Raw genomic sequence first — 24,841 nt, 5'->3', positions numbered from 1 at the left:
ATGGACGTAAGAAAGATCTATTTTTTGTTGTTATCGACAGTTGTCCTACTGACTACTGTTTTTTCTTGCTCTTCTGTTTCGCAAAAAACAGAGTCTGTTTCTGCTAACGCTGCTTTGGATAATATCTTTGCGCGTAAGAGTGTGCGTACTTACTTGAACAAAGGAGTTGAAGAGGAAAAGATAGACTTGATGCTTCGTGCCGGTATGGCTGCTCCTTCGGGTAAAGATTTGCGTCCTTGGGAGTTTATTGTTGTAACCAAACGTGCTTCCCTTGATTCTATGGCTGCAGCTTTGCCTTATGCTAAGATGCTTACCGAAGCTCGTTATGCTATTGTTGTCTGTGGTGACTCTACCCGATCTTCTTATTGGTATTTGGATTGTTCGGCTGCTGCGCAAAATATTCTTTTAGCTGCCGAAAGTTTGGGATTAGGTGCTGTATGGACTGCTGCTTATCCTTATGAGGATCGTATGGAAGTAGTACGCAAGTATACTGCTCTTCCCAAAAACATTTTACCACTATGTGTCATACCTTTCGGATATCCTGCTATTCAACAGCAACCGAAGCAAAAGTATGACGCAAAGAAAATACATTATCAGTAAATATTGTAAATTCTCGTTGTTAGCTGTTTTTTTATATTGTTTTCTGTCTTAAAAAAAGGTAAGACCATTTGTTGTATGGACTAATTTTGAAAAACAGACTGATGAAAATAAATATTAAGGGTAAATATGAAGACCATTTAGCTTTGTTTTTCTATAAAAAAAGGAAAATATGAATAGAAACACTTGATTTATGGATAGTATTTATACGATATAAGCTACTAAATTTGTGCTTATTTATCGTATGAGCATTATGAAAAGATTACTATTCATTTTTTCTTTTTTCTACCTATCGGTTACGAGTGGAAGTGCACAAGATACTTTGACACTTGAAAACTGTCTTGAAATGGGTATAGAAAATAATCTGTCTTTACAGAGTAAGCGCAATGAAATACAGAAAGGTAGATATGGTATTTCTGAAAACCGCGCTAAGCTACTTCCACAAATTAATGGTTTCGCCAATTATAATGATAACATTGATCCGCCTGTATCTGTAACCGATGGTTCTGTATATGGTACCCCTTACAATGTAACTCATACTTTGCGGTATAATGCCAATGCTGGATTGCAGTTACAAATGCCACTCTATAATCAAACTCTTTATACTACTTTATCTATTGCCAGGACAATGGATGAGATGAATCGCCTTTCTTACGAAAAGGCGAGGGAAGACCTTATCCTGCAAATCTGTAAAATGTATTATTTGGGACAAGTTACTGCAGAGCAAATTGTACTGGTAAAAGCCAATATCATCCGTCTTGAAGAGTTAAAGGATATTACACAGGCATTTTACGATAACGGGATGGCTATGGAAGTAGATGTGAAACGGGTGAATATCAATTTGGAAAACTTGAAAGTACAGTATGACAACGCCCAGGCAATGTTAGAACAACAACTGAATCTTTTGAAATATATCATTGATTATCCGGCTGAGAAAAATATTGCATTGACACCTGTCAATACCGACAACATCATTCCGGTTGCTCTGACCGGTTTGTCAGAAAACCTCTATGAACTGCAGTTGCTACAATCTCAAAAGCAACTGGCTGAGCAACAGAAAAAGATGATCGGCTATGGTTATATGCCCTCACTGAACCTTACAGGCAGTTGGATGTTTTCGGCTTACACAGACAAAGCTTATCACTGGTTCCATTCCGGACCTTCCAATCATTGGTTTCGTTCGTATGGTTTGGGTTTGTCTTTGCGTGTACCAATATTCGACGGATTTGATAAACGCTATAAAAGTCGTAAAGCAGCTATTGATATTGAAAATATGAAGATAGCACAAGAAAATACCCGAAAGAATCTGCAAGTCCAATATTTGAATGCCACAAATGATTTGATGAACAATCAGCGTAATTTCAAAAAACAAAAGGACAATTATCTATTGGCTGAGGATGTTTATGCAGTCACTATGAATCGTTACCGGGAAGGGATTACTTCGATGACCGAAGTATTGCAGGATGAGATGCGCATGAGTGAAGCGCAAAATAACTATATAAGTGCACATTATAATTACCGTATCACTACTTTAATGTTACTTAAGCTTACCGGACGGATAGATTCCTTGGTAAATGATTAATTAAACAAGAATATTAAAACAATACAAAAGATATGAGAACAAAAGAAAACGACAGTGTAGCAAGTATACATCAGGAGAAAGCAAAAAAACTGAAAAAACTACGCCGTTGGCAAATAGTAGTCAGTATGTTGGGAATCGTGATCATTGCGTGGGGGATAATTCAGGTGGTGTGCCTTTTTCTGAATTACAAAAGTTGTGAGACCAGTAACGATGCTCAAATAGAGCAATATATATCCCCTATCAATTTGCGGGCATCGGGGTATATTAAAAAGATTTGTTTCACCGAACATCAGGAAATACATAAAGGGGATACATTATTGGTACTTGACGACCGTGAATACAAAATACGGGTAATGGAGGCCGAAGCAGCACTGAAAGACGCATTGGCAGGTGCTACTGTTATTGGAGCAACTTTGCAAACTACCCAAACCACAGCCTCTGTTTATGACGCTTCCATTGCAGAGATAGAAATACGTCTTGTCAAATTGGAGAAAGACCGTCAACGGTATCAGAACCTGGTTAAAAGAAATGCAGCTACTCCCATACAATTGGAGCAGATAGAAACGGAATATGAAGCAACTCATAAAAAACTTGAAGCAGTAAAGCGACAACAAAAGGCGGCTCTATCAGGAGTAAATGAAGTTTCACACCGTCGTGAGAATACAGAGGCTGCTATTCAACGAGCAACGGCAGCCCTCGAAATGGCAAAACTTAATCTCTCGTATACGGTAGTAACAGCTCCTTGTGACGGTAAGTTGGGGCGTCGTACTTTAGAAGAAGGACAGTTTATTACAGCAGGACAAACGATTACTTATATTCTTCCTGATACTCAAAAATGGATTATTGCCAACTATAAAGAGACTCAGATAGAGAACCTGCATCTGGGACAGGAGGTTATTGTTACAGTGGATGCCATCAGTGATAAAAAATTTACCGGAAAAATAACGGCGATTTCCGGTGCTACAGGATCCAAATATTCTTTGGTTCCCACGGATAATTCTGCCGGAAACTTCGTAAAAATACAACAACGTATACCGGTACGTATTGATTTTACTAATTTATCTAAAGAAGACAATGAGAGGTTGGCAGCAGGTATGATGGTAGTTGTAAAAGTAAAACTCTGAAGCTATGCCATCGTACCCTAAAAATTATCCTTTCTACAATTGGGTGCCGAAACCGGTAGGCATCATTATCCTAATATTGTTTTTCCTTCCGATACTTACGGTAGGAGGGACTTATTCGGTAAACAGTACTGAGATGATGAACGGATTGGGGATTATTTCCGAACATATCCAGTTCACTAATTTCGCCACTTCTATAGGTATGGCAGCTTTCTGTCCTTTTTTATATAGATTAGTACTCATTCGCAGAGAGAAAATGATGTGCATTGCCGGTTTCTCGTTGATGTACATATTCAGCTATATCTGCGCTAAGACAGACAGTGTATTTCTGTTGGCGCTTTGTAGTCTGTTTACGGGATTTCTCCGGATGGTATTGATGATGGTTAATCTTTTTACACTTATCAAGTATGCAGGGCATATTGAAGCTTATGAGAAAATCACTCCTGGTAATGAACCGGCAACCGGAGAAGGATGGGATAAACTGGATATCGAACGAAGTGCTGCACAGCCGGCCATTTACCTGTTCTTTATGATATTGGGACAAATAGGGACCTCGCTTACTGCATGGCTTGCTTTTGAATATGAATGGCAATATGTTTACTATTTCATGATGGGGCTGTTGTTACTTTGTATTCTCATTACATTTATTACGATGCCTTATCATAAATATGTTACACGGCGGTTCCCTATTAATTTCAAACAGTTCGGTAATGCTTCTATATTTAGTATTATGTTGCTCTGTATCACTTATATACTGACTTACGGTAAGGTGCTTGACTGGTATGATAATCCTACCATACAATGGGCTACGGTCGGTGCTATCATTACAGGGGGCATATTCATTTACATAGAAGCCACTCAGCGCAATCCTTACTATCAACTGGATGTATTCAAATTACGCACTATTCGTATTGGTTTTCTGCTATACTTTCTGTTGATGGTGTTGAATTCCAGTGCTATGTTTGTCAATGTATTTACAGGGATAAGCATGAAACTGGATAACTTCCAAAATGCTACATTGGGCAATTGGAGTATGTTGGGGTACTTTATTGGTGGTATTGTAACTATCTGGCTTAGTGTAAAAGGAGTGCATTTCAAATATTTATTTGCCGCTGGTTTTCTTTTATTGGGACTGTCTGCTATGTTTATGTATTTTGAAGTCCAAGGTGCCGGATTGTATGAACGTATGAAGTATCCGGTTATAATCCGTTCCACAGGTATGATGCTACTTTATTCGTTGATACCTACATTTGCAACCCAGCGCATGCCTTATAAGTTTCTGTCTTCTTGGATTTGTACTATGCTTACCGTACGTATGGTACTGGCCCCATCCATCGGTACGGCTCTCTATACTAATATATTGCAGGAAAGACAGCAATACTACATCACACGTTATGCACAGAATGTGGATATGTTACATCCCGAAGCATCCTCCTCTTTTATTCAGACCATGAAAGGAATGCAATATCAAGGAAAAAGCAGGACTGAATCTATAAACATGGCTGCCATATCCACTAAAGGGCGTATTCAAGTACAAGCCACGCTCTCGGCCGTAAAAGAGATGGCTGGCTGGACATTATATGCCTGCCTTATTTGTATGATATTTGCGGTTGTGATACCTTATCCTAAGCGAAAATTACTAACTTAGCACAGTTTTAATGTGAATCGGTAATTTTTATATGATGAATATTTTGCAAGAACGCTTATCCCGTCTTAATTATGCACTACTGAACAAGGAGAATATTTGCAGCTCGAAAGGTATGCTCCATACCTTTCCTGCTTCTTTAAAAGAGCCATTTCTTATTAATGGTGTAGGGTTGGTAATTTGCCGTCAGGGGAGTTTTATGTTTTCCCTCAATCAGAAAATTTATTCAGCAAAAGCTGGAGAAACTCTTTTTATACCGGAAGATTCTCTTTTTCAGGTGCTTCAGGAATCTGAGAATGTAGAACTGTTTATTCTCGTTTATCAGATAGAGCCGATACGGGATATTATAGGTAATTCTGTAGCTTCCATGTATTTGTACTCACAGCTCAGGACAGAGCCGTGTTATGTCTGGAATACTGGAGATGAAGAGGAAGTATTGAAATACATGTCCTTATTGGATAGTACTTTGGAAATGGAAGACAATACCTTCAGCCGGTACGAACAGAAGCTTCTGCTCTTAGGATTGACATACCGGATATGTTCCATTTATAATCGTAAACCCATTAATTTGAAATCTTCAGTAGGACGTAAGTATGAAATTTTTATTAAATTGATTCAGTTGATAGATGAGTATTATACAGAACAGCGTGGTGTAGAGTTTTATGCAGGTAAGCTCTGTTTATCCCCTAAATACATTTCTGTATTATCTAAGTCCATCTGTGGCTATACGGTACAGGAATTAATATTCAGGTCTATTACCCGAAAAAGTATTTCACTGCTTAAAAATACTCAAAAAAGTATTCAAGAGATTTCCGATTACTTCAATTTTCCGAATGCTTCTTATTTTGGTACATTTTTTAAAAAACAAACAGGACAGTCGCCACAACAATACCGTAAAGGATAGGTCTTAAATGATTATTCTTTTATTTTTTTCTTATATGACTCATACCTTGACATAATATCTTTCACGAAGTTATATGTTTCTATTCCACGGAAGTAACCGTTTTTACAAACGGGATCGGTAAAGTATTCTTCATTACTTTTCAGCAGGATATAGTTTTCTACATTGTTGTCCCATATATTTTTATTTTTTCCATACTTATCAGCCAGTGCAATGGCATCGTATACATGTCCTAATCCGGCATTGTAGGAAGCAAGAATGAACTTAATGCGTTCTTGTTTATCGGGAATCATTCTAAGACTCCTGTCAGTGCTTGCTATATACTTCACAGCTGCTTTAATGCTTTCTTCCGGATTTTGTTCTTTGCCGGGAGGTATTCCCATAGCACGTGCTGTTTGGGGCATAAGCTGCATCAAGCCTTTGGCTCCTGCCCATGATACAGCTGTTGTATCAAAGTTAGATTCCGTGTAGGCCAGTGATGCCAGTAAACGCCAGTCCCAATCTATCTCTTTTGCATACTTTTTAAATAGTTTATCGTAATGAGAAATTTTTCCTTCACGTAATGAGAGAATAGGGGAGTGAGGAACTGCCTTACTGATTTCAAAATATCGCTTCATACTGGCACTATAAGCCGGTGAAGTCATATTATCTTCGTGCCATTTGTCTGCGGCAGCAGCCAGTTGAGGGCAGTCTTTCCGTACAGCCCATGATGCCCGCTGATCAAAACTGATAGAGAGTTTGATATTCAGATTCGGATAATAAGTGGTGTTTAACTTTGCCAAATCGTTATCTGCCACTGTGTAGGGGATTTTTCCTTGTGCTACTTGCGTGATAAGATCTTCGGTTGTGATACTGTCACCTGTTATCTTGTGAATCTGTATGCCGCCTCCCAGTTCGCTGTTCAGATTGACGAGCCTGTCGTAATATTTACCGGGTTTTACATATACATCTTTACCGATAAGTTCCGTTACATCGGTTATTGGTTTTGTTTTACCATTGTTTCGCTGTACAATTACCTGATGTGTAATAACTTCCTCTCCACAATAGATCAGGCTATCTTTCAATTCTTTGGTGATAGGAAGATTGTATGCGATAAGATCACCCTCACCAGCCAGAAGCTTTTCAATTAGTTCAGATACATTTCGTGCTACTTCAATGCGTAACTTTACACCCAGGCTTTTGGCAAATTGTTCGCTCAACTCATATTGGAACCCCATTTCCTGGCCGCGGTAAATGAAATAGGTGGTTGAACTGTATAATGTCAGTACAACCAGTTCACCACTGTCTTTAATCTGTGCCAAATCATATTCTCCCACTTCTTCTGTCGGGTGGTGTCTGTGTCTACAGGCCAATACAGAAAAGAGGATGATGAGGAAGAAAGGCAGTATGGAGCGCCGGACTGTCATTCTTATTTCAAATGTTTCTTAATATACATTGTCAGGATATTAATTGCCACATTGTTGTTGCCTCCTTCGGGTACAATAAGATCGGCATATCTCTTACAAGGTTCGATAAACTGCTGATGCATTGGTTTTAATATACGCGTATAACGTTCCATAACAGCTTCAGCTGTACGTCCGCGTTCCACTACATCCCGTTGTATTACACGTATCAGACGTTCATCCGGATCGGCATCTACAAAAATTTTAAGATCCATCATATTGCGCAGTTTTTTATCGCAAAGGGCAAGAATCCCTTCAATAATAACCACTTCACGCGGTTCAATATGGATGGTTTCAGATTGGCGGGTACAAGTAAGATAGGAATAAGTAGGCTGTTCTATGCTTTTACCTTCCTTCAACATAGAAACATGTTTTGAGAGCAGGCTCCATTCAAATGCATCCGGATGGTCAAAGTTGATATTCTGTCGTTCCTCAACAGGGACATGGCTACTGTCTTTGTAATATGAATCCTGTGGAAGCAATACAACTTCACCGGCTGGGAGACTTTCAATAATTTTCCGTACGACGGTGGTCTTTCCCGAACCTGTTCCGCCTGCTATTCCTATTATTAACATCTGTTCATAGTGTATATTTAAAACAAATAGAGTAATTTTGCATTGAAAAGATAATGCAGCTTCGGCTGACAAATATATAAACAATAAATTAAAATAGCAACGTTATGGTGAAACACATTGTATTATTTAAGTTAAAGGATGAAGTGCCGGAAGCCGAGAAGCTGGTTGTGATGAATAAATTTAAGGAGGCGATAGAAGCTCTTCCTGCTGTAATTCCTGTTATTCGTAAAATCGAAGTGGGACTAAATACCAATCCGGGTGAGACGTGGCATATTGCATTATATAGTGAGTTTGATAACTTGGATGACGTGAAGTTCTATGCTACTCATCCTCTTCATGTAGCTGCCGGCAAAATCATAGCTGAGGCAAAAGAGAGCCGTGCCTGTGTGGACTATGAATAAGTAAGTGAACCAGAGCGTTTGCATAACTGTTATAATTTAAAATACTGAATAGAGAATGAGAAAATTATGTTCTTTTTTGTTGCTGATGTTTGTTGTCCTGGCGGCTCATGCACAGATTCAAGATCCTGTAAAGTTTAAGACAGAGTTGAAAGCACTGTCTGACACTGAGGGTGAAATAATATTTACTGCCGCCATTGATCCGGGATGGCATGTATATTCTACTAATTTAGGTGATGGCGGGCCTATCTCGGCAACATTCAATGTTGATAAAAAGAATGGTTTGGAATTGGTTGGCAAGCTGAAGCCGGTAGGAAATGAGATCTCAACATTTGATAAACTTTTCCAAATGAAAGTGCGCTATTTTGAGAGTACTGCACAGTTTGTTCAGAAGATAAAGTTTATTGCCAGTACATATACTATTGAAGGATATCTGGAATATGGGGCATGTGATGACGAAAGTTGTTTACCACCGACACAGGTTCCGTTTAATTTATCAGGCAAAACTACCTTAAAGGCTACAGAACCGGTAGCAGAGTCTAAAGTTGAGCTTCAAAAAGAGGTGGAGATTGAACCTGAAACAGTTGCTACATCTGCAGACACTGCTGCAGTTGTAAAACCGGCTGTTTCTGCTGACATCCTTTGGAAACCGGTAATTGACGATTTACAAGCTTATGGCGAAGAACATTCTCAGGAAGATATGTCATGGATTTATATCTTTATTACCGGATTCTTGGGAGGGTTGCTTGCACTGTTCACTCCTTGTGTATGGCCTATTATCCCGATGACCGTAAGTTTCTTCCTGAAACGTAGTAAAGATAGAAAGAAAGGTATCCGTGATGCTTGGACATATGGTGCTTCTATCGTTGTGATTTACGTTACATTGGGACTTGCTATTACGGCTATCTTTGGTGCGAGTGCATTGAACGCTTTGTCTACCAATGCTGTCTTTAATATTCTTTTCTGTTTGATGCTGATTGTATTTGCAGCTTCTTTCTTTGGTGCATTTGAGATTACGCTTCCTTCAAAATGGAGTAATGCAGTGGATAGTAAGGCAGAAGCTACAGGAGGTCTGATTAGTATCTTTTTGATGGCATTCACTCTGTCACTGGTATCTTTCTCTTGTACAGGTCCTATTATTGGATTTTTATTAGTACAGGTATCTACCACAGGTAGTGTGATAGCTCCTGCTATCGGCATGCTTGGTTTTGCCATTGCTTTGGCACTTCCGTTTACACTGTTTGCTCTTTTCCCATCCTGGTTGAAGTCTATGCCGAAGTCTGGTGGCTGGATGAATGTGATAAAAGTAACACTTGGTTTCCTCGAATTGGCTTTTGCTTTGAAGTTTTTATCTGTCGCCGATCTGGCTTACGGATGGAGAATTCTTGATCGCGAAACATTCCTGGCTTTGTGGATTGTGATATTTGCGTTACTTGGTTTCTACTTGTTGGGTAAGATTAAATTTCCTCACGATGATGATGATACCAAAATAGGCGTATCCCGTTTCTTTATGGCGCTCGTATCACTTGCTTTTGCAGTATATATGGTACCCGGTTTATGGGGAGCACCGTTGAAAGCCGTTAGTGCATTTGCTCCACCTATGAAAACGCAGGATTTCAATCTGTATACAAATGAGGTACATGCTAAATTTGATGATTATGATTTGGGGATGGAGTATGCCAGATTGCACAATAAGCCGGTCATGCTTGACTTTACAGGTTATGGTTGTGTTAACTGCCGTAAAATGGAGCTTGCTGTGTGGACTGATCCGACAGTAAGTAAAATTATTAATGATGACTATGTATTGATTACTCTGTATGTAGACAACAAGACTCCGCTTTCTGAACCGGTGAAGATTATGGAGAACGGAACGGAACGTACTTTGCGTACCGTAGGGGATAAATGGAGCTATCTGCAACGTGTGAAGTTTGGTGCCAATGCCCAACCCTTCTATGTGTTGATAGATAATGAAGGAAAGCCTTTGAATAAGTCTTATGCTTATAATGAAGATATTCCTAAATACATCGAATTCCTGAGAACTGGGCTTGAAAACTATCGGAAGGAAAAATAATATGCTGATTATTCGATATATGCCGATTGAATAATTTATTAATAGTGGAATCAGTAATTTCCTCTGATTCCACTATTAGGTAAGATCAGATAAATGAATATGATGGCAATTTTTCCCATCTAAATTTTAGCTCTTTTTGAAAGTCATAAATTAGAATAGTGAGTAAATTTGTTATTCTAAATATACTGACTTTCAATTCACCAAAAAGAGATGAATGAGATAGCTGAATAATAATGTTTTAACTTATTAAATCAGCAAATGATTTACGATTACTGATTAGCATTAACAATATAAAGAATGTCAACCTTTGAATCTTATAATGAACTGGACTTATGGAAATTGTTTCTTGAAGGGGATAAGGAAGCCTTTTCTGTCTTCTATCGTCACAATTATAGAAAACTCTATTCTTATGGTATAAGTTTAGGTATGGACAGTGAATTAATTGATGATATTATACAAGAATTATTTGTTAAACTTTATACTCGTCCTCAATTAATAAAAGATTTTTCTACCATTCAGGCATTTCTTTATGCAGCTATGAGAAATGCCTTTGTTAATCATGAAAAACAAAGGAAAAAGTATTTGTATCTGGATGAATTTGAAAACTTTGAACTACCTTATTTTGTTGAAAACACCCAAATTGAAGATGAAGAAGAATTAAAGGCTTTAAAGGAAAAGATACATAGAATAATTAATAGCTTGACTCCTCGACAAAAAGAAATCATTTATTTACGATTTTTACATCAAAAAGAATATGAAGAAATAGCCCAGATTATGGATATGTCTGAACAGGCCGCGCGCAATCTGACATATAGAGCTATGGAAAAGATCAGAAAAGAAAATAATGATTTCTTCGTATTACTATTCATGATCGCTTTGTTCTCGGACTATCATTTCTAATGAGAAAATAATCTCTTTTAAAAAACAATTTTATTTTTAATTGTATTAAGTTTATTTGCTGATAATAAGGTGATTAAATGATATATTTGTGCCTGTGGAAGATATTTTTGTAGTATAGCTATAAAAAATGTCTTGTATAGTGATTACAAAATAAAGATAGAATTGTACTACTAATAGAAATAAAGATAGAATGGAAAATAGAAACAACATAGAGTTTTGGATTTTTGATGAGAAACTTATCAATATTGCTAAGGAAAATGATCAAGAAGCCTTGAAGCAGATGATGCACCTTCATCCTGAGCAATGTGAAGTCATTGAAAATGCATTTCTTTTATTGCAGAATATGAAGGTTGAAGAAGCTGTTGTTTCTGATTTGCAAGTTGAACGTAGTCTTAAAGGTTTCTGGGATCGGGTTGATCGTAGAAAAAACAGAAGAAGGCTATATTGGATTTCAACGGCATGTGCTGCTTGTATATCCGTTATATTGGTAGTATCGTCATTATTATTAATAGGAAGAGATTATGTTGGTAATAAAGAAGAGGTATTAGCTTTGCTTGACTCAATACAAAGTACATCCAATGAAATTCTTATTATTTCGGGTGGTTTAAGAACTACTATTCCAAATAATGAAGTCATTAATCAGACGGCACAAGGAGATTTTGTTGTAGGCACTGAGAAGAAAATGAAATTTTCTGATTTGCAGGGAGAGATGATTCAGTTGGTTGTACCGGTGGGCAAACGTACTGCTATCAGATTTAATGATGGTACGGTTGCCTGGCTTAATGCCGGTAGTAAGTTGTTGTATCCGAAGACCTTTTTAGAAGACAGACGTGATATATATATAGAAGGAGAGACGTATCTGGAAGTAGAAAAAGATCAATCCCGTCCATTTTTTGTACATACAAAAGATTTTGATGTTTCTGTTTTAGGAACGAAGTTTAATGTGAGTGCGTATAAAGAAGATCTTCAAAAGTCTGTGGTATTAGTAGAAGGTAGTGTTGAAGTGGGACCGGATAATAACAAGTATAAATTGATTCCTAAGGAGGGCTTCTTTTATGCAAAGAATTCTTCGGTTGTAAAAAAGGTTGATACCTACGCTTATACCTGTTGGAAAGATGGTATTATGCAAATTCAGAATGAACCGTTGGAGCATATCTTTACCCGTTTAGAGAAATACTATGGAGTGAAAATTATATTTGATAGTTCCGTATCGAAAAAGAAATATATTGGGAATCTTAATCTTTACGATTCTATTAGTGAAGTATTACATAATTTGTCACATTCAACGCCCTTTACATTTGAATATAATAAAGAAACAAATGTTGTGAAGGTGTATCAGAAAAAGAAACGCTATAGCAAATAAATAACATCTAATTAATTTATTATTATTATGAGAAACTATCGTCTACCACCTTAGTATAGGGGATCGTATGCTTCTTTTGAAGCTTTTTTAGAGCTGTGATTTGAATTTATAAAATAAAAGCATAGATAACTATGAGGACACAAGTAAGTATTTATAAATGTAATTCCATTAAAAAATATATTGGATTTCAATTGCTCTGTTTCGTAATTAGTATTATAGGAAACACATTGAATGCACAAAACACTCTTTCCCAAACTAATATTTCACTACAAGTACGTGATATTACTATTAAAGAATTATTTTCTACCATAGAAAAACATACAAATTATGTAATTCTGTATGAGGAAGATGTCCCTGTGAAAGAAAGAGTATCTGTATTTGCTGAGAATAAAAGTGTAGAAAGTATTTTGAATGAAGTTTTAACTCCCCGTGGTATTAAATATTATTTGAACGGAAAGCAGATTATCGTAACGGTAGATAAGACTAAGCAGCAATCCAGGCAAAGTAATGCTAAGAAATCATGGGTTAGTGGTACGGTTGTTGATATTGCCGGTGAAGCTATGATTGGGGTGACCATTGCTGTACAGGGCGCTCAAACCGGTACAGTAACTGATGCGGATGGTAAATATAGAATTGAAGCCCAGCCGGGTGATATACTTGTATTTTCATTTGTCGGCATGAAAAAACAGGAAGTAACTTTTAACGGTAAAAAACAGGTTATTGATATAGTAATGGATGAGGAAACCAATTTGATGGATGAGGTTGTAGTTGTTGGTTTCGGAACTCAGAAAAAGGTAAATCTAACAGGTGCCGTAGGAGTGATAGAATCTAAATCTTTGGAGGCTCGTCCGGTAGGAAATGCAGTACAGGCTTTGCAGGGGTTACTTCCGGGACTTAATATTACTACTTCGAATAATGGTGCCGAATTAAATGCTACGCCTTCTATTAATATACGTGGAACGGCAACTATTGGTTCGACATCGAGTGGTAGTCCATTGGTGCTTATTGATGGTATGGAGGGGAGTCTTTCGAATATCAATCCGCAGGACATTGATAATATTTCAGTGTTGAAGGATGCGGCCGCTTCATCAATTTATGGTTCCAGAGCACCATTTGGTGTAATTTTGGTAACTACTAAATCCGGGAAGAAAGGTAAGTCTACTGTGAATTATAGCAATAACTTCCGTTTTAAAACTCCTGTAATGTTGCCAAAGATGGCTAGTTCATGGGATTATATAAATTATTTCAATGATGCCAATTTTAATAATGCCGGTGCTTATCTTTATGATGATACTCAGGTACAAAATGTTTGGGATTATATGCACGGTACATTGAATGATGGAGGCATTCAACCGAATAGTAATGGAAAGTGGGATACTGGTACAGCTTATGCCAATGTGGATTGGTTGAGAGAGTATTATAAGGATTGGTCACCATCTCAGGAGCATAATCTGAGTGTAAGTGGTGGAACAGATAAGCTGACATATTATGTGTCGGTTAATTATCAGACTCAAGATGGATTTTTGCGTTATGGCACTGATAATCAGAAACGATTTGCAACAACAGGTAAGATTTCATCTCAGGTAACAGATTTTATTAAGATGGATTATACAACCCGTTTTTCACGTACTGATTATGGGCGTCCGAGTCAGATGTCCAGTAATTTCTATAATGAAGTACTTCGTCGTTCGGTTCCGTTGATTCCGGTAACTGATCCGAATGGATATCGATTGGCAGATGTGACATATACAGAGCATTTAGAGAATGGAGGTAGAAGACAGGAGCAGAATGATGATTTATATCAGCAATTGAAACTGACAATTACTCCGGTTAAGAATTGGAATATAATGGCGGAAATGAATGCGCGTATTACCAATGACTGGCAACATGAAGTTTGGAATCTGGTATACGGGCATTATGCGACAGAGCCTTTGAAGACTTATGTATCCAATTTGAGCCAGAAGAAGAGTCGTGTATATGAGTATGCATATCGCGCTACTCACTTGACCCCTAATTTTTATTCTAATTATAATATTACGTTAGGAGAGCATAATCTGGCAGCAATGGTAGGATTCCAGTTAGAGTCTTATAAAAATCGTATGCTTAGCGGACAGCGCAATGATTTAATATCCGATGATATTCCGGTTTTAGATCAAACTACTGATGTTGAGAATGCTACGCTGAAAGGTAACTATAATGAATGGTGTACAGTAGGTTTCTTTGGCCGTGTTAATTATGATTATAAAGAGCGTTATCTACTGGAAGTAAATGTGCGTAGAGATGGTAGTTCGCGTTATCGTCGTGATAAACGCTGGATAACTTCTCCTTCTGCTTCTTTAGGTTGGAATATAGCGCGAGAAGAGTTTATGAAGGGTACGGCTGATTATATTCAACTGTTGAAGTTGAGAGCTTCTTATGGTGTTTTGGCCAATCAGAATGCTAAAAGTTATTACCCTACTTACCTCACAATGACAACCGCCGCAGGAAAGGGAGATTGGTTAATTGACGGTTTACGTCCTAATACAGCGGCTGCTCCAGGATTAATATCTACTTCTTTAACTTGGGAAAAGATTAAAACGTTGAACTTTGGTCTTGATTGGGGAGTACTAAATAATCGTTTGACAGGTTCTTTTGATATCTACAGCCGTACTACAAAAGATATGATGGGACCTGGAGTAGACCTACCCGGAACATTGGGAACAAGTGCTCCTGCAACCAATAACACAGATTTAGTAACTAAAGGTTGGGAATTGCAGATTGGCTGGAAAGATCGTATTAATGAGTTTCAATATGGAGTGTCATTCAATTTATCAGACAGTAGAACGAAAATATTGAAATATCCGAATCTGACAGGTTCATTGAGTACTTATTATGAAGGACAAATTCTGGGAGATATTTTTGGATATGAAACGATTGGAATAGCAAAAACCGATGAGGAGATGGAAGCACATTTAGCCTCATTACCCAATGGTGGACAAAATGCGTTAGGCAGTAAGTGGGCTGCCGGTGATATTATGTATGCCGATACTAACGGTGACGGAAAGGTAAGTAATGGCTCAAATACAATCTATGATATGGGTGATTTGAGGAAAATAGGGAATAGTACTCCGCGTTTCCGTACAGGCATTAGTTTGGATGCTTCCTGGCGAGGTTTTGCAATTTCAATGTTCTGGCAAGGAGTATTAAAGCGGGATTACTATCCGGACGCAAAGGTCGGTTCTGCATCTACTGATTTGAATTTTGTATTTTGGGGAGCAACATCAGGTGGAAAATCCTGGTCTGTCGTTTTTGATGAGCATATGAATTATTTCCGTGATGAAGATAGTCGTTTAGGGGCTAATTATGATGCGTATTATCCACGGCCTTTGTGGGCTAATAAGAATAAATCCACTCAGACACGCTATTTGCAGAATGCTTCGTATATGCGTTTGAAAAACTTGCAACTATCGTATACTTTCCCTGCAAAATGGATGAGGCGGGCATATATTCAAAATCTGCGTTTATTTGTCTCTGGTGAGAATCTGCTTACATTTACTAAACTGTCTAAGACTATGGATCCTGAAACTGCCGGCATCGGTCTTAAGGGTGGTATGGTATATCCGTTGTCAAAGACCTATTCATTTGGCTTAAGTGTGACCTTTTAATAGAATATAAACCAGAAAATTTACAAATATGAAAAATATATATAGTTCTATTGCGAAGATAATAGCAGTCAATACTTTATTGTTTGCTATGGTTGGATGTGATGATTTCCTGGATGTAACTCCTCCATCTACTATATCTCCTGAGAAATATTTATGGGAAGAATCGCATCTTGCTGCATATACGATTAATTACTATACAAAGCTGGATAGCTATACAGGTAATCCTGCTGATTCTCCTTATTGGAGTGATATATGTACGGACAATGCCGTAGGACGTAATGGGGATAACAAATTTATGCCAGGACAGATTAAAGTTGGTTCAACAGGAGGTTCATGGAGTTTTACAGATATCAGACCTTTGAATTTTTATTTGGAGACGGTTGTTCCTCGTTATGAGAAAGGGGAGTTGAAAGGAGATCCGGCCAATGTTAAACATTATATAGGTGAGGGATATTTTTTAAGAGCCTATGAATATTTTAAAAAATTGAAAGCTTTAGGAGATTTTCCTATAATAACGACTACTTTGCCGGATGATTTGGAAACATTGACAGAAGTTTCCAAACGTAGACCACGTAATGAAGTAGCCAGGTTTATTCTGAGCGATTTGGATAAGGCGATTGATATGATGAAAAATACAGCTCCGCAAGGAGGTCGTACACGTTTGAATAAAAATGCGGCTCTGATAATGAAATCCAGAGTAGCACTATTTGAAGGTACCTGGCTGAAACATCATAAAGGAACGGCACATGTGCCTCTGGGACCTAATTGGCCCGGTAACCAAAAAGAGTATCTGAAGGATTATCAATATCCAAGTGGCAGTATTGATGCGGAAATAGATTTTTTTCTGGACGCAGCGATGGATGCAGCTCAACAAGTAGCTGATAAAGTAACATTGACTGCCAACAATAAGACAATCAGAGAGTCTGCTTCTCAAGCTGTTAATCCTTACTATGATTTATTTGCAAGTAAAGATCCCGCAGCATATCCGGAAGCTGTGATGTACCGGACTTATTCCATTGATTTGGCAACTCCGGTGAAACATGGATACAATGGTGGAGTTTATTATGGTTATTCTGTAGGATATACCCAGCAGTTTGCCGATGTCTTTTTAATGGAGAATGGCCTTCCATATTATGCTACTGGCAGTAATTATAAAGGCGACGATTACATAGCTGATACTAAAGTGAACCGTGACTGGCGTTGGCGTTTGTTTATGAAGGCTCCGGGAGAGGTGCGTGTATTGGAGAATATGTTGGTTGAACATGATGAGTTTCCAAGTCCTGCTGAGATTTATAGTAAAGATTATACGAAATCTACAACGACCGGTTATCTGTTGGGTAAAGGACAATCTCATGATTTCAATATGGTGTCCAGTGATATAACAGCTTTCGTTGTATTCCGTGCTGTTGAGGCTTATTTGAACTATATGGAAGCCTGTTATGAGAAGACTGGAAGAATTGATGCTAAAGCGGAGAAATATTGGAAAGATATTCGTAGACGTGCGGGAGTTGATGTGAATTATCAGAATACCATTGACCATACTAATATGAATATTGAAGCTCAGAATGATTGGGGAGCTTATTCCCATGGAGTTCTTGTGGATAAGACATTGTATAATATTCGTCGGGAGAGGCGTTGTGAATTTATAGGAGAAGGACGTCGTTATGAAGATTTAATCCGTTGGAGAGCATTAGACCAATTAAATCAGAACCCTTGTCTTCTGAAAGGCTGTAAGGTATGGGGACCGATGCAATCGCTATATACATCAAAACAATTATTGCATGATCAGGCTGCTGATAGTAAGAATATTATGTCGTCTCCAAGTTTGAGTGATTACTTAATACCATTGTCTGTTACTAAAACCAATAATTTATTCTTTGATGGTTTACGTTATTGTAGTGCTCATTATCTGGACCCGATTGCAAGAAAGCACTTCTTGTTGACATCACCGGATTCTCAAACGGCAGAAAACTCGGTTATTTATCAAAATCCGGGATGGTCTTTAGAGGCCGGAGAAGGGCCATTAGACCTGTAATCTCTTTTTTAAAACAAGATAGGGCATCAGGCCCTATCTTATCTGATTTTATTTGCCAAACGGGAGGATACCTGTTATTGGTATCCCCCAATATATCCATATTTGAAGATGAATTACTTAAAACGAATATTAATATTTCTATTTGTTGGATTGAGTTGTATAAACCTGAATGCAAAAAAAAGTGATCCTAAGACGATATTGGTTGTCTCGGGGTGGCAGGATGTGAATATAGGTGATATTGCTCACACTCCGGGGCTACTACATATATTGGAAACCTATCTCCCGGACGCAAATATCATTGTTTGGGAAAAGAATGTTGGTAAAGAGGTGGAAGAATTCTTATATAAAAACTTTCCAAGAATAAGAATTGTGCATGGGACTGTTGATAAGAATGCACAAGTGGATGCGCAGGAAGTTCTTAAAGCATTTCAAACGGCAGATTTAATGATACATAGTTCGGGGCCTTATGTTGTGGGGCAGTATCATTTGGAAGCCTGGGTGAAATATACGAATGGAAAACCTTTTGGCATTTTCGGAACAACTATTCCCAAGGTAGATAACCGTTTAAAGAATCTTTTGGAACAGGCTGATTTTATTTATACCCGTGAGACGGCTTCCATAGATGTATTAAAGCAGGCGGGTATCACAGGTACTCATATCCGCTTTGTACCGGATGCTACATTTTTCTTTAATCTGCATGATAAGAAAAAAGGAAATGCTTTTTTGAAAGCAAATGGTCTGGAAAAGGGCAAATTTATCTGTGCCGTACCACGTTTACGCCGTACACCTTATTACCGGATAAAAAACAGGCATTTGTGGAGTGAAGCCAAAATATGCGAAGTGGAAGCATATAATAATAAATATAAAGAAGAAGATCATTCAAAATTGAGAGAAGCCATTATCAGTTGGGTACGTGAGACGAAAAATAAAGTGCTGGTTTGCCCTGAAATGACTTATCAGGTTGATTTTATGGATGAATTACTGATTGATTCTCTACCTGCTGATGTAAAACCATATGTTGTGAAAAGAGGATATTGGTTGCCGGATGAGGCTGCTTCTGTCTATGCTGCATCTTTTGCGGTATTAAGTTTTGAATGTCATTCTCCTATAATAGCGGCTGCTAATGGGATACCCTTCTTTTATTTAAGGCAACCGGATGATACCATTAAAGGACAAATGTATTATGATTTAGGATATTCGGATTGGATATTTGAAATAGAAGAGACAACCGGAACTCAAATAGCCAATCGATTGACTGAAGTAGAAATCCATTATCCCGATGCAAAAAGAAAAGTTATAACCAGCCAGCAAGAGATCTCGGATATATATAAGAAAGCATGTATGTCGATTAGAAATCTATTGTATCAGTGAATAATAACACAAAACACATCTATATATAATTGGTAATTTGAAGAATAAAAAATAAGGGGAATGAAAAGACGGGAATTCTTAAATATTGGTTTGTTGACTTTGGGTGGTGTATTGGTTGGAAGGAATTTTGCTTTTGCCGATGCACTTACTGAAACTCAGGAAGTGTTTCGGAAAGCCGATCCTGTGTCGTCATATGATATGATCATAAATGGAGCCGGTTTATGTGGCTTTTTTATTGCTTTGGAAGCTGTAAAAAAAGGGTTGAAAGTATTAATTGTAGATAAACGTACTTCTCCGGGATTTGATATTGCAGCCAAAAGAAAACTTTGGTTATCAGCAGAAGGGCTTGAAGAGTGGGATAAGAGTCTGCTTGATCTTTTTTTTCCGACAGATGAACAGGAAGAGAGTTTGAACAATACTTTGGAATCTCCGCGCAAGAGTCGTTCCGGAAACGAACTTCTTTTGTTTGCCGGTAGTATAAAGAAAGGCATGCTTCGTTCTTTACTGGTTAACCAGGTGGATGTGTTGCTAATGAATGATGTATGTGGTATATTAACGAATGACAGAAGTGAGACTTCCGGAGTGTTGGTTGCTTCCAAACATGGAGTTTTTTCTATTCCATGCAGGAGTTTTGTTGATGCTACTGATGGGGTTTTATTTACCCGGGAATTATTTGCTCAGAAATACCAGATACGTGAGGCCGGATTTGTTCTCGAAATGGATTCTGTTCACAAAAACTCACTTGGCAAACTACATTTATCAGGGCTTAATCTGTTAAATGATACTGTAAGTGTACATGCAGGTAAAAAGGACAAAGATCAATATTTCGTAGAATATCGGTTTGCTACGGAAGATAATGATTTAAGTCATATTGAACAACGGGCCCGCCTACTCTCAGCAATGGTAAGTAAGCAAATCCGGGAAGCGGACCCGGCTTTTTCTAAAGCACGAACGCGATATGCCGCATTAGAATGTTCTTTAAATATTGAAGGGGAAATAGATTCTCGAAAGATAGGGATAAAGAACTACTACTATATGGAAAATTCATCGGAATTTTATACCTGTAAGACTGTTTGTGGTATAAAGGAACAGGCGAAATCTTTAGTAGAAAAAATCGAAAAATCACCTGATATGAATTCTGTCTCTCAGGTTTATTATATTGGAGGGAAAGCCGAGTGCAATGTAGTACCCGAATGTTATAAAGAAAATGGGTTTATGACTCCGTTATCTCCCTTTCCGGTAGATATTCTGAAGTTGGATAAACACAAAACTGTATTATTGGTGGCAGGAGCCGGAACGGCAGGTGCAATGGCTGCTCTTTCAGCTTCTCAAAAACAGATTCAGACAGTTGTAGTTGAATATTTTAATGAACTTGGGGGAACCAAAACAGTAGCAGGAGTAAATGGTTATTATCGAGGATATCAGGAACATAAGTTTATAAAAGAGTTAGAGCAAAAAATTAAGACTGTAGCTGCTGAAACGAATTTAGTGACAACTTTACCGCGGAGTTACTACTATTTGCAATCGCTTTTGGAACATAAATGCAAAATCATCAATGGTGCCATATTATGTGCGGCAGAAGTTGATAAGACTAAACTTAAAAGTGTAACGGTTTGCCAGAATGGCAGGCTATATAAGATTTTGGCCGAGTTGACTATTGATGCAACAGGCGATGGAGATGTTGCTTATTTTGCAGGAGAAAATTATAGTGTAGGAGATTCGCGGATGGGAATTACCCAGAATTATAGTCATTGGGACATTCCTTTTAAACCTAAAATAAAGGATTATAACCGTGATTATGATATTATTAATAACTGTGAGATACTGGAGACTCAACGTGGTTTGTATTTATCTCATTATGAATCTCATTTTTATGATTTCTATCCTATGTTGGCTATCCGTGAGTCGCGTAGAATAAATGCCGTGTACAATCTTAGTACCAGAGATATTATTTCCGATACATGTTATGAAGATACGATTGCACAGGCAAGGAGTGATTATGACCCTCATTATTTTTCAAGTTCAGAGTCATCACGTTGTGGTTTTATGTTGCCTCATTTTGATAATATGTCCATGGTGAATATTCCTTATAGATCGATTGTGCCACGGAAAATAGATGGATTATTGCTTTCCGGAAAATCAATCGGACAGTCATATAAGGCTTTACAATTTACGCGTATGTCTGCTGATATAACTGTATTGGGATATGTGACTGGCATGCTTGCTGCTCAGATTTTAAAAAAGAAATGTAATGCGCGTGAACTTGATATAACTCCTGTACAAAAAGAATTAATAGCAAGCTCTTATTTACCAGCCGATGCAACAGTTGCCAGAAAAGTCGATTTACAGGATATAGTGGATAAACTGAGTACTGGAGACGAAACGGTTTTATTTAAATGTTGCATGCAGGAAAAAAAACTGATTCTTCCTCTTTTGCAAGCCGCTTTCGAAAAGAGACCGGAAGTATTTCTGGCAAAGGCATTGGCATGGTTTGGTGACACGTCGGGAAGTAACTATATTATTGATGAATTGAAGACACTCTATAGACAGGAACAGCAAGAAGGACATGCTTCGAGTTATTTTGAAAAATATGATGATAAGTTACTTTATTGGCAAATTAATAAAGACATAGCTTTGTTGGGAATGATGCCTGCCACAGAGGATGGCAATGAGATGATAAACTATATACTGGAAGAAACTAAGTCAGGAGGAGAAATGGTTGTATCCGATGATGCTTATACCAAGGGGCGTATTGATTTGCAATTAATCCCATATTATAACCGGATTGTGAATCTGTGTTTCTATCTGGAACGTAATCCGGATGTCAAGTTTATAGAGAATCTCGAGAAGCTGATGGATGATCCTAATATCAAAGGATATAAAACAAGCGAATACAATCAGACGCGCTGGCGAATATACGGAGCCAATTTGGAACTTTTATTAGCTGTTGCTGCTATCCGTTGCGGTTCAATGAAAGGAACCGAGTGTCTAATTAGCTATTTGGAAGATATCCACTCAAACTTCCGGTATTTTTCAAGAAATGAACTGTGTAGTGTTTACGGAAAAGACGGTGGGTATGATAGGGCTGCATGGCGTAAGTTGGTCAAGGATAAAAAGTCGCTCAAAGTATCACCCCTAAAGAAATCAATTGAAGTATAATAGACAAACTAATAAAAAACATGAAACGAATTATATGGGTGTTTTTTTTCACCTTGGTGGCTTTTCAGCTTTCGGCAAAGAAATTCTATCATATAGAATCACCGGATAAGATGATCTCTCTGAAAGTGTATATTACTGATAAGGTGGAATATACAGTTTCTCATGGTGAGGATACCGTTTTGGAGAAATCACCGGTGGCTATGTCATTGACGGATGGAACTGGTTTTGGGGTGAATCCTGTTCTCAGGAAAGCCGAGATCAAGACGGTCAAAGAATACATAGACGCTCCAATTTATAAAAAGAAGGTCGTTGCGGATATTTACAATGGATTGCTTCTTAAATTCAGGGGAGATTATGCTCTGGAATTCCGGGTATATGATGATGGGGTAGCTTATCGGTTCATTTCTGAAAAGAAAGTGTCTTTTTGTGTACAAAATGAACAGGCTGTTTTCAATTTTCCGAAACAATCCAAGGCGTATGTGGCTTATGTCAGAGAGAATGGATACCATGCTGATAACAGAGGGAATAAAGGAACTTTTGAGGAGCAGTTTTTTAAGTCATTCGTGAATACGTACTCTTACATGAATTTATCAGACTGGAATCCGAAACGTCTTGCTTTTATGCCTTTATTGGTAGAACTGGGGCATGGAAAGAAGGTTTGCCTGACTGAAGCTGACTTATTGAACTATCCGGGTATGTATCTAAATAATTCAGGAGATTCTGATACTTTGGAAGGTGTTTTTGCTCCTTATCCCCGTACTGTGAAACAAGGGGGAGTTGAGAATATGCAGGAAGTTGTATTGACACGTGAAAACTATATAGCCAAGTGTGAAGGACGTACGAATTTTCCATGGCGTACTCTGATTGTTTCCGTAAAAGATGCTGAGTTGGCAAATAGTGATATGGTATATCGTCTTTCAACACCTAATCAGTTGGGAGATCTTTCTTGGATAAAGCCTGGTAAGGCTGCATGGGAGTGGTGGAATAGTTGTAGTCTTTATGGAGTAGATTTTATTGCTGGTATCAATAATGAAACTTATAAGTATTATATCCGGTTTGCAGCCGATAACAATTTAGAGTATATCGTCATAGATGCCGGATGGTATAAAGGTACTGATATCCTGGATGTGGTAGATGAACTGAATTTGAAAGAGCTGGTCGAATATGGAAGAGAGCGTAATGTCGGTATCGTCCTTTGGACGGGTTCTTACCCGTTTATGCAGGATATTGAAAAAGTCTGTAAGCACTATTCTGCGATTGGAATAAAGGGTTTTAAAATTGATTTTATGGATCGGGATGATCAGTCTATGGTTAATTTTCATTATAGTGCAGCAAAGACTGCCGCAAAATATAACCTTATCATTGATTTTCATGGGACTTATAAACCAACCGGATTGAACCGGACCTGTCCGAATGTATTGACTTTTGAAGCTGTTCAGGGGCTTGAACACATGAAATGGGCGGCTCCTAATGTCGATCAGGTCACTTATGATGTGACTATGCCGTATATACGTATGGTTGCAGGTCCTTTGGATTATACTCAGGGCACAATGCGTAATGCGAGCAAGCAAAATTATCGTCCGGTGAACAGTGAACCTATGAGTCAGGGAACAAGATGTCGGCAGTTAGCTGAGTATGTTATTTTTGAATCTCCTTTCAGTATGCTTTGTGATTCACCTTCTGCTTATATGAAGGAAACGGAATGTACCGATTTTATTGCCGGAATTCCTGTTGTATGGGATACTACCCTCACTTTGAATGGAGAAATAACGAAGTTTTTGACTTTGGCCCGTAAAAAAGAGAATGTTTGGTATGTCGCGTCGATTAATAACTGGGATATACGTAGCATAGAACTGGATTTGAGCTTTTTAGGTGAAGGCAACTTTAAGGCTGAGATATTTCGGGACGGATTAAATGCCGATAAAGTAGCGCGAGACTATAAACGGGAAGTAGTAGATATACCTTCTGAACGAAAGTTGTCGTTTACAATGGCTCCGGGTGGCGGATATATAATGAAAATATTTAAAGATTAGAAAG

Annotated in this window: 15 protein-coding genes and 2 pseudogenes; 15 read left to right on the top strand and 2 right to left on the bottom strand. The window is 38.0% G+C overall.

Translation table 11 applies throughout. The features are described 5' to 3' along the window. From ACESQI_RS18875 to ACESQI_RS18855, 5 genes are all read left to right on the top strand, one after another. Positions 1–600 (top strand): nitroreductase family protein, encoded by a 600-nt coding sequence (locus ACESQI_RS18875; protein ID WP_007484833.1) that lies wholly within the window; start codon positions 1–3, stop codon positions 598–600. A gap of 250 nt (positions 601–850) precedes the next feature. Next, complete coding sequence (locus ACESQI_RS18870; RefSeq protein WP_044166203.1) at positions 851–2,179, top strand: TolC family protein; 1,329 nt, start codon at positions 851–853, stop codon at positions 2,177–2,179. Positions 2,180–2,211: 32 nt separating this feature from the next. Beyond that, the gene (locus ACESQI_RS18865) at positions 2,212–3,303 is read left to right on the top strand and encodes an HlyD family secretion protein (protein WP_122201917.1); all 1,092 of its coding nucleotides are present in this window, start codon (positions 2,212–2,214) and stop codon (positions 3,301–3,303) included. A gap of 4 nt (positions 3,304–3,307) precedes the next feature. Then, a complete protein-coding gene (locus tag ACESQI_RS18860) occupies positions 3,308–4,948 on the top strand; it encodes an MFS transporter (protein WP_007484839.1) in 1,641 nt (546 codons plus the stop codon). Positions 4,949–4,982: 34 nt separating this feature from the next. Further along, positions 4,983–5,849, top strand: a complete 867-nt coding sequence (locus ACESQI_RS18855; RefSeq protein ID WP_195660782.1) for an AraC family transcriptional regulator — start codon at positions 4,983–4,985, stop codon at positions 5,847–5,849. An 11-nt stretch (positions 5,850–5,860) separates the two neighbouring features. On the opposite strand, the gene ACESQI_RS18850 is transcribed toward ACESQI_RS18855, so the two are convergent. Together ACESQI_RS18850 and udk are read right to left on the bottom strand one after the other, a co-directional pair. Further along, positions 5,861–7,252, bottom strand: coding sequence for a transglycosylase SLT domain-containing protein (locus ACESQI_RS18850; RefSeq protein WP_007484841.1), 1,392 nt, complete (start codon positions 7,250–7,252; stop codon positions 5,861–5,863). Positions 7,253–7,254: 2 nt separating this feature from the next. Further along, positions 7,255–7,863 (bottom strand): uridine kinase, encoded by a 609-nt coding sequence (gene udk / locus ACESQI_RS18845; RefSeq protein ID WP_007484842.1) that lies wholly within the window; start codon positions 7,861–7,863, stop codon positions 7,255–7,257. 104 nt (positions 7,864–7,967) lie between these two features. Between udk and ACESQI_RS18840 the strand changes: the two genes are divergently transcribed. The 10 genes and pseudogenes from ACESQI_RS18840 (at position 7,968) to ACESQI_RS18795 (ending at position 24,837) form a co-directional block, all read left to right on the top strand. Further along, positions 7,968–8,264, top strand: a complete 297-nt coding sequence (locus ACESQI_RS18840) for a Dabb family protein (protein ID WP_007484843.1) — start codon at positions 7,968–7,970, stop codon at positions 8,262–8,264. 55 nt (positions 8,265–8,319) lie between these two features. Next, positions 8,320–8,773, top strand: a pseudogene (locus ACESQI_RS18835) (protein-disulfide reductase DsbD domain-containing protein); the annotation flags it as partial. Between the two features lie 125 nt (positions 8,774–8,898). Continuing rightward, positions 8,899–10,332 (top strand): annotated as a pseudogene (locus ACESQI_RS18830) (protein-disulfide reductase DsbD family protein); the annotation flags it as partial. 297 nt (positions 10,333–10,629) lie between these two features. Then, positions 10,630–11,232, top strand: a complete 603-nt coding sequence (locus ACESQI_RS18825; protein ID WP_007484845.1) for an RNA polymerase sigma factor — start codon at positions 10,630–10,632, stop codon at positions 11,230–11,232. Positions 11,233–11,422: 190 nt separating this feature from the next. Next, positions 11,423–12,595, top strand: coding sequence for a FecR family protein (locus ACESQI_RS18820; protein WP_195351259.1), 1,173 nt, complete (start codon positions 11,423–11,425; stop codon positions 12,593–12,595). A gap of 131 nt (positions 12,596–12,726) precedes the next feature. Then, a complete protein-coding gene (locus ACESQI_RS18815) occupies positions 12,727–16,239 on the top strand; it encodes a SusC/RagA family TonB-linked outer membrane protein (RefSeq protein ID WP_288507871.1) in 3,513 nt (1,170 codons plus the stop codon). 28 nt (positions 16,240–16,267) lie between these two features. Then, positions 16,268–18,274, top strand: coding sequence for a RagB/SusD family nutrient uptake outer membrane protein (locus ACESQI_RS18810; protein WP_195660765.1), 2,007 nt, complete (start codon positions 16,268–16,270; stop codon positions 18,272–18,274). A 108-nt stretch (positions 18,275–18,382) separates the two neighbouring features. Then, the gene (locus ACESQI_RS18805) at positions 18,383–19,645 is read left to right on the top strand and encodes a polysaccharide pyruvyl transferase family protein (RefSeq protein WP_373126765.1); all 1,263 of its coding nucleotides are present in this window, start codon (positions 18,383–18,385) and stop codon (positions 19,643–19,645) included. Positions 19,646–19,705: 60 nt separating this feature from the next. Further along, positions 19,706–22,804: an FAD-dependent oxidoreductase gene (locus tag ACESQI_RS18800; RefSeq protein WP_256143173.1), complete on the top strand. Its 3,099-nt coding sequence runs from the start codon at positions 19,706–19,708 to the stop codon at positions 22,802–22,804. Between the two features lie 20 nt (positions 22,805–22,824). Beyond that, entirely contained in the window at positions 22,825–24,837 is a 2,013-nt protein-coding gene (locus ACESQI_RS18795; protein ID WP_373126763.1) for a glycoside hydrolase family 97 protein, read from the top strand. Positions 24,838–24,841: the final 4 nt, after the last annotated feature.

The sequence above is a fragment of the Bacteroides sp. HPS0048 genome, from assembly GCF_964240755.1.
Lineage (GTDB): Bacteria > Bacteroidota > Bacteroidia > Bacteroidales > Bacteroidaceae > Bacteroides > Bacteroides nordii.
The sequence above is the reverse complement of the archived record's forward strand: the minus strand, read 5'-3'. Positions and strand labels throughout refer to the sequence as shown.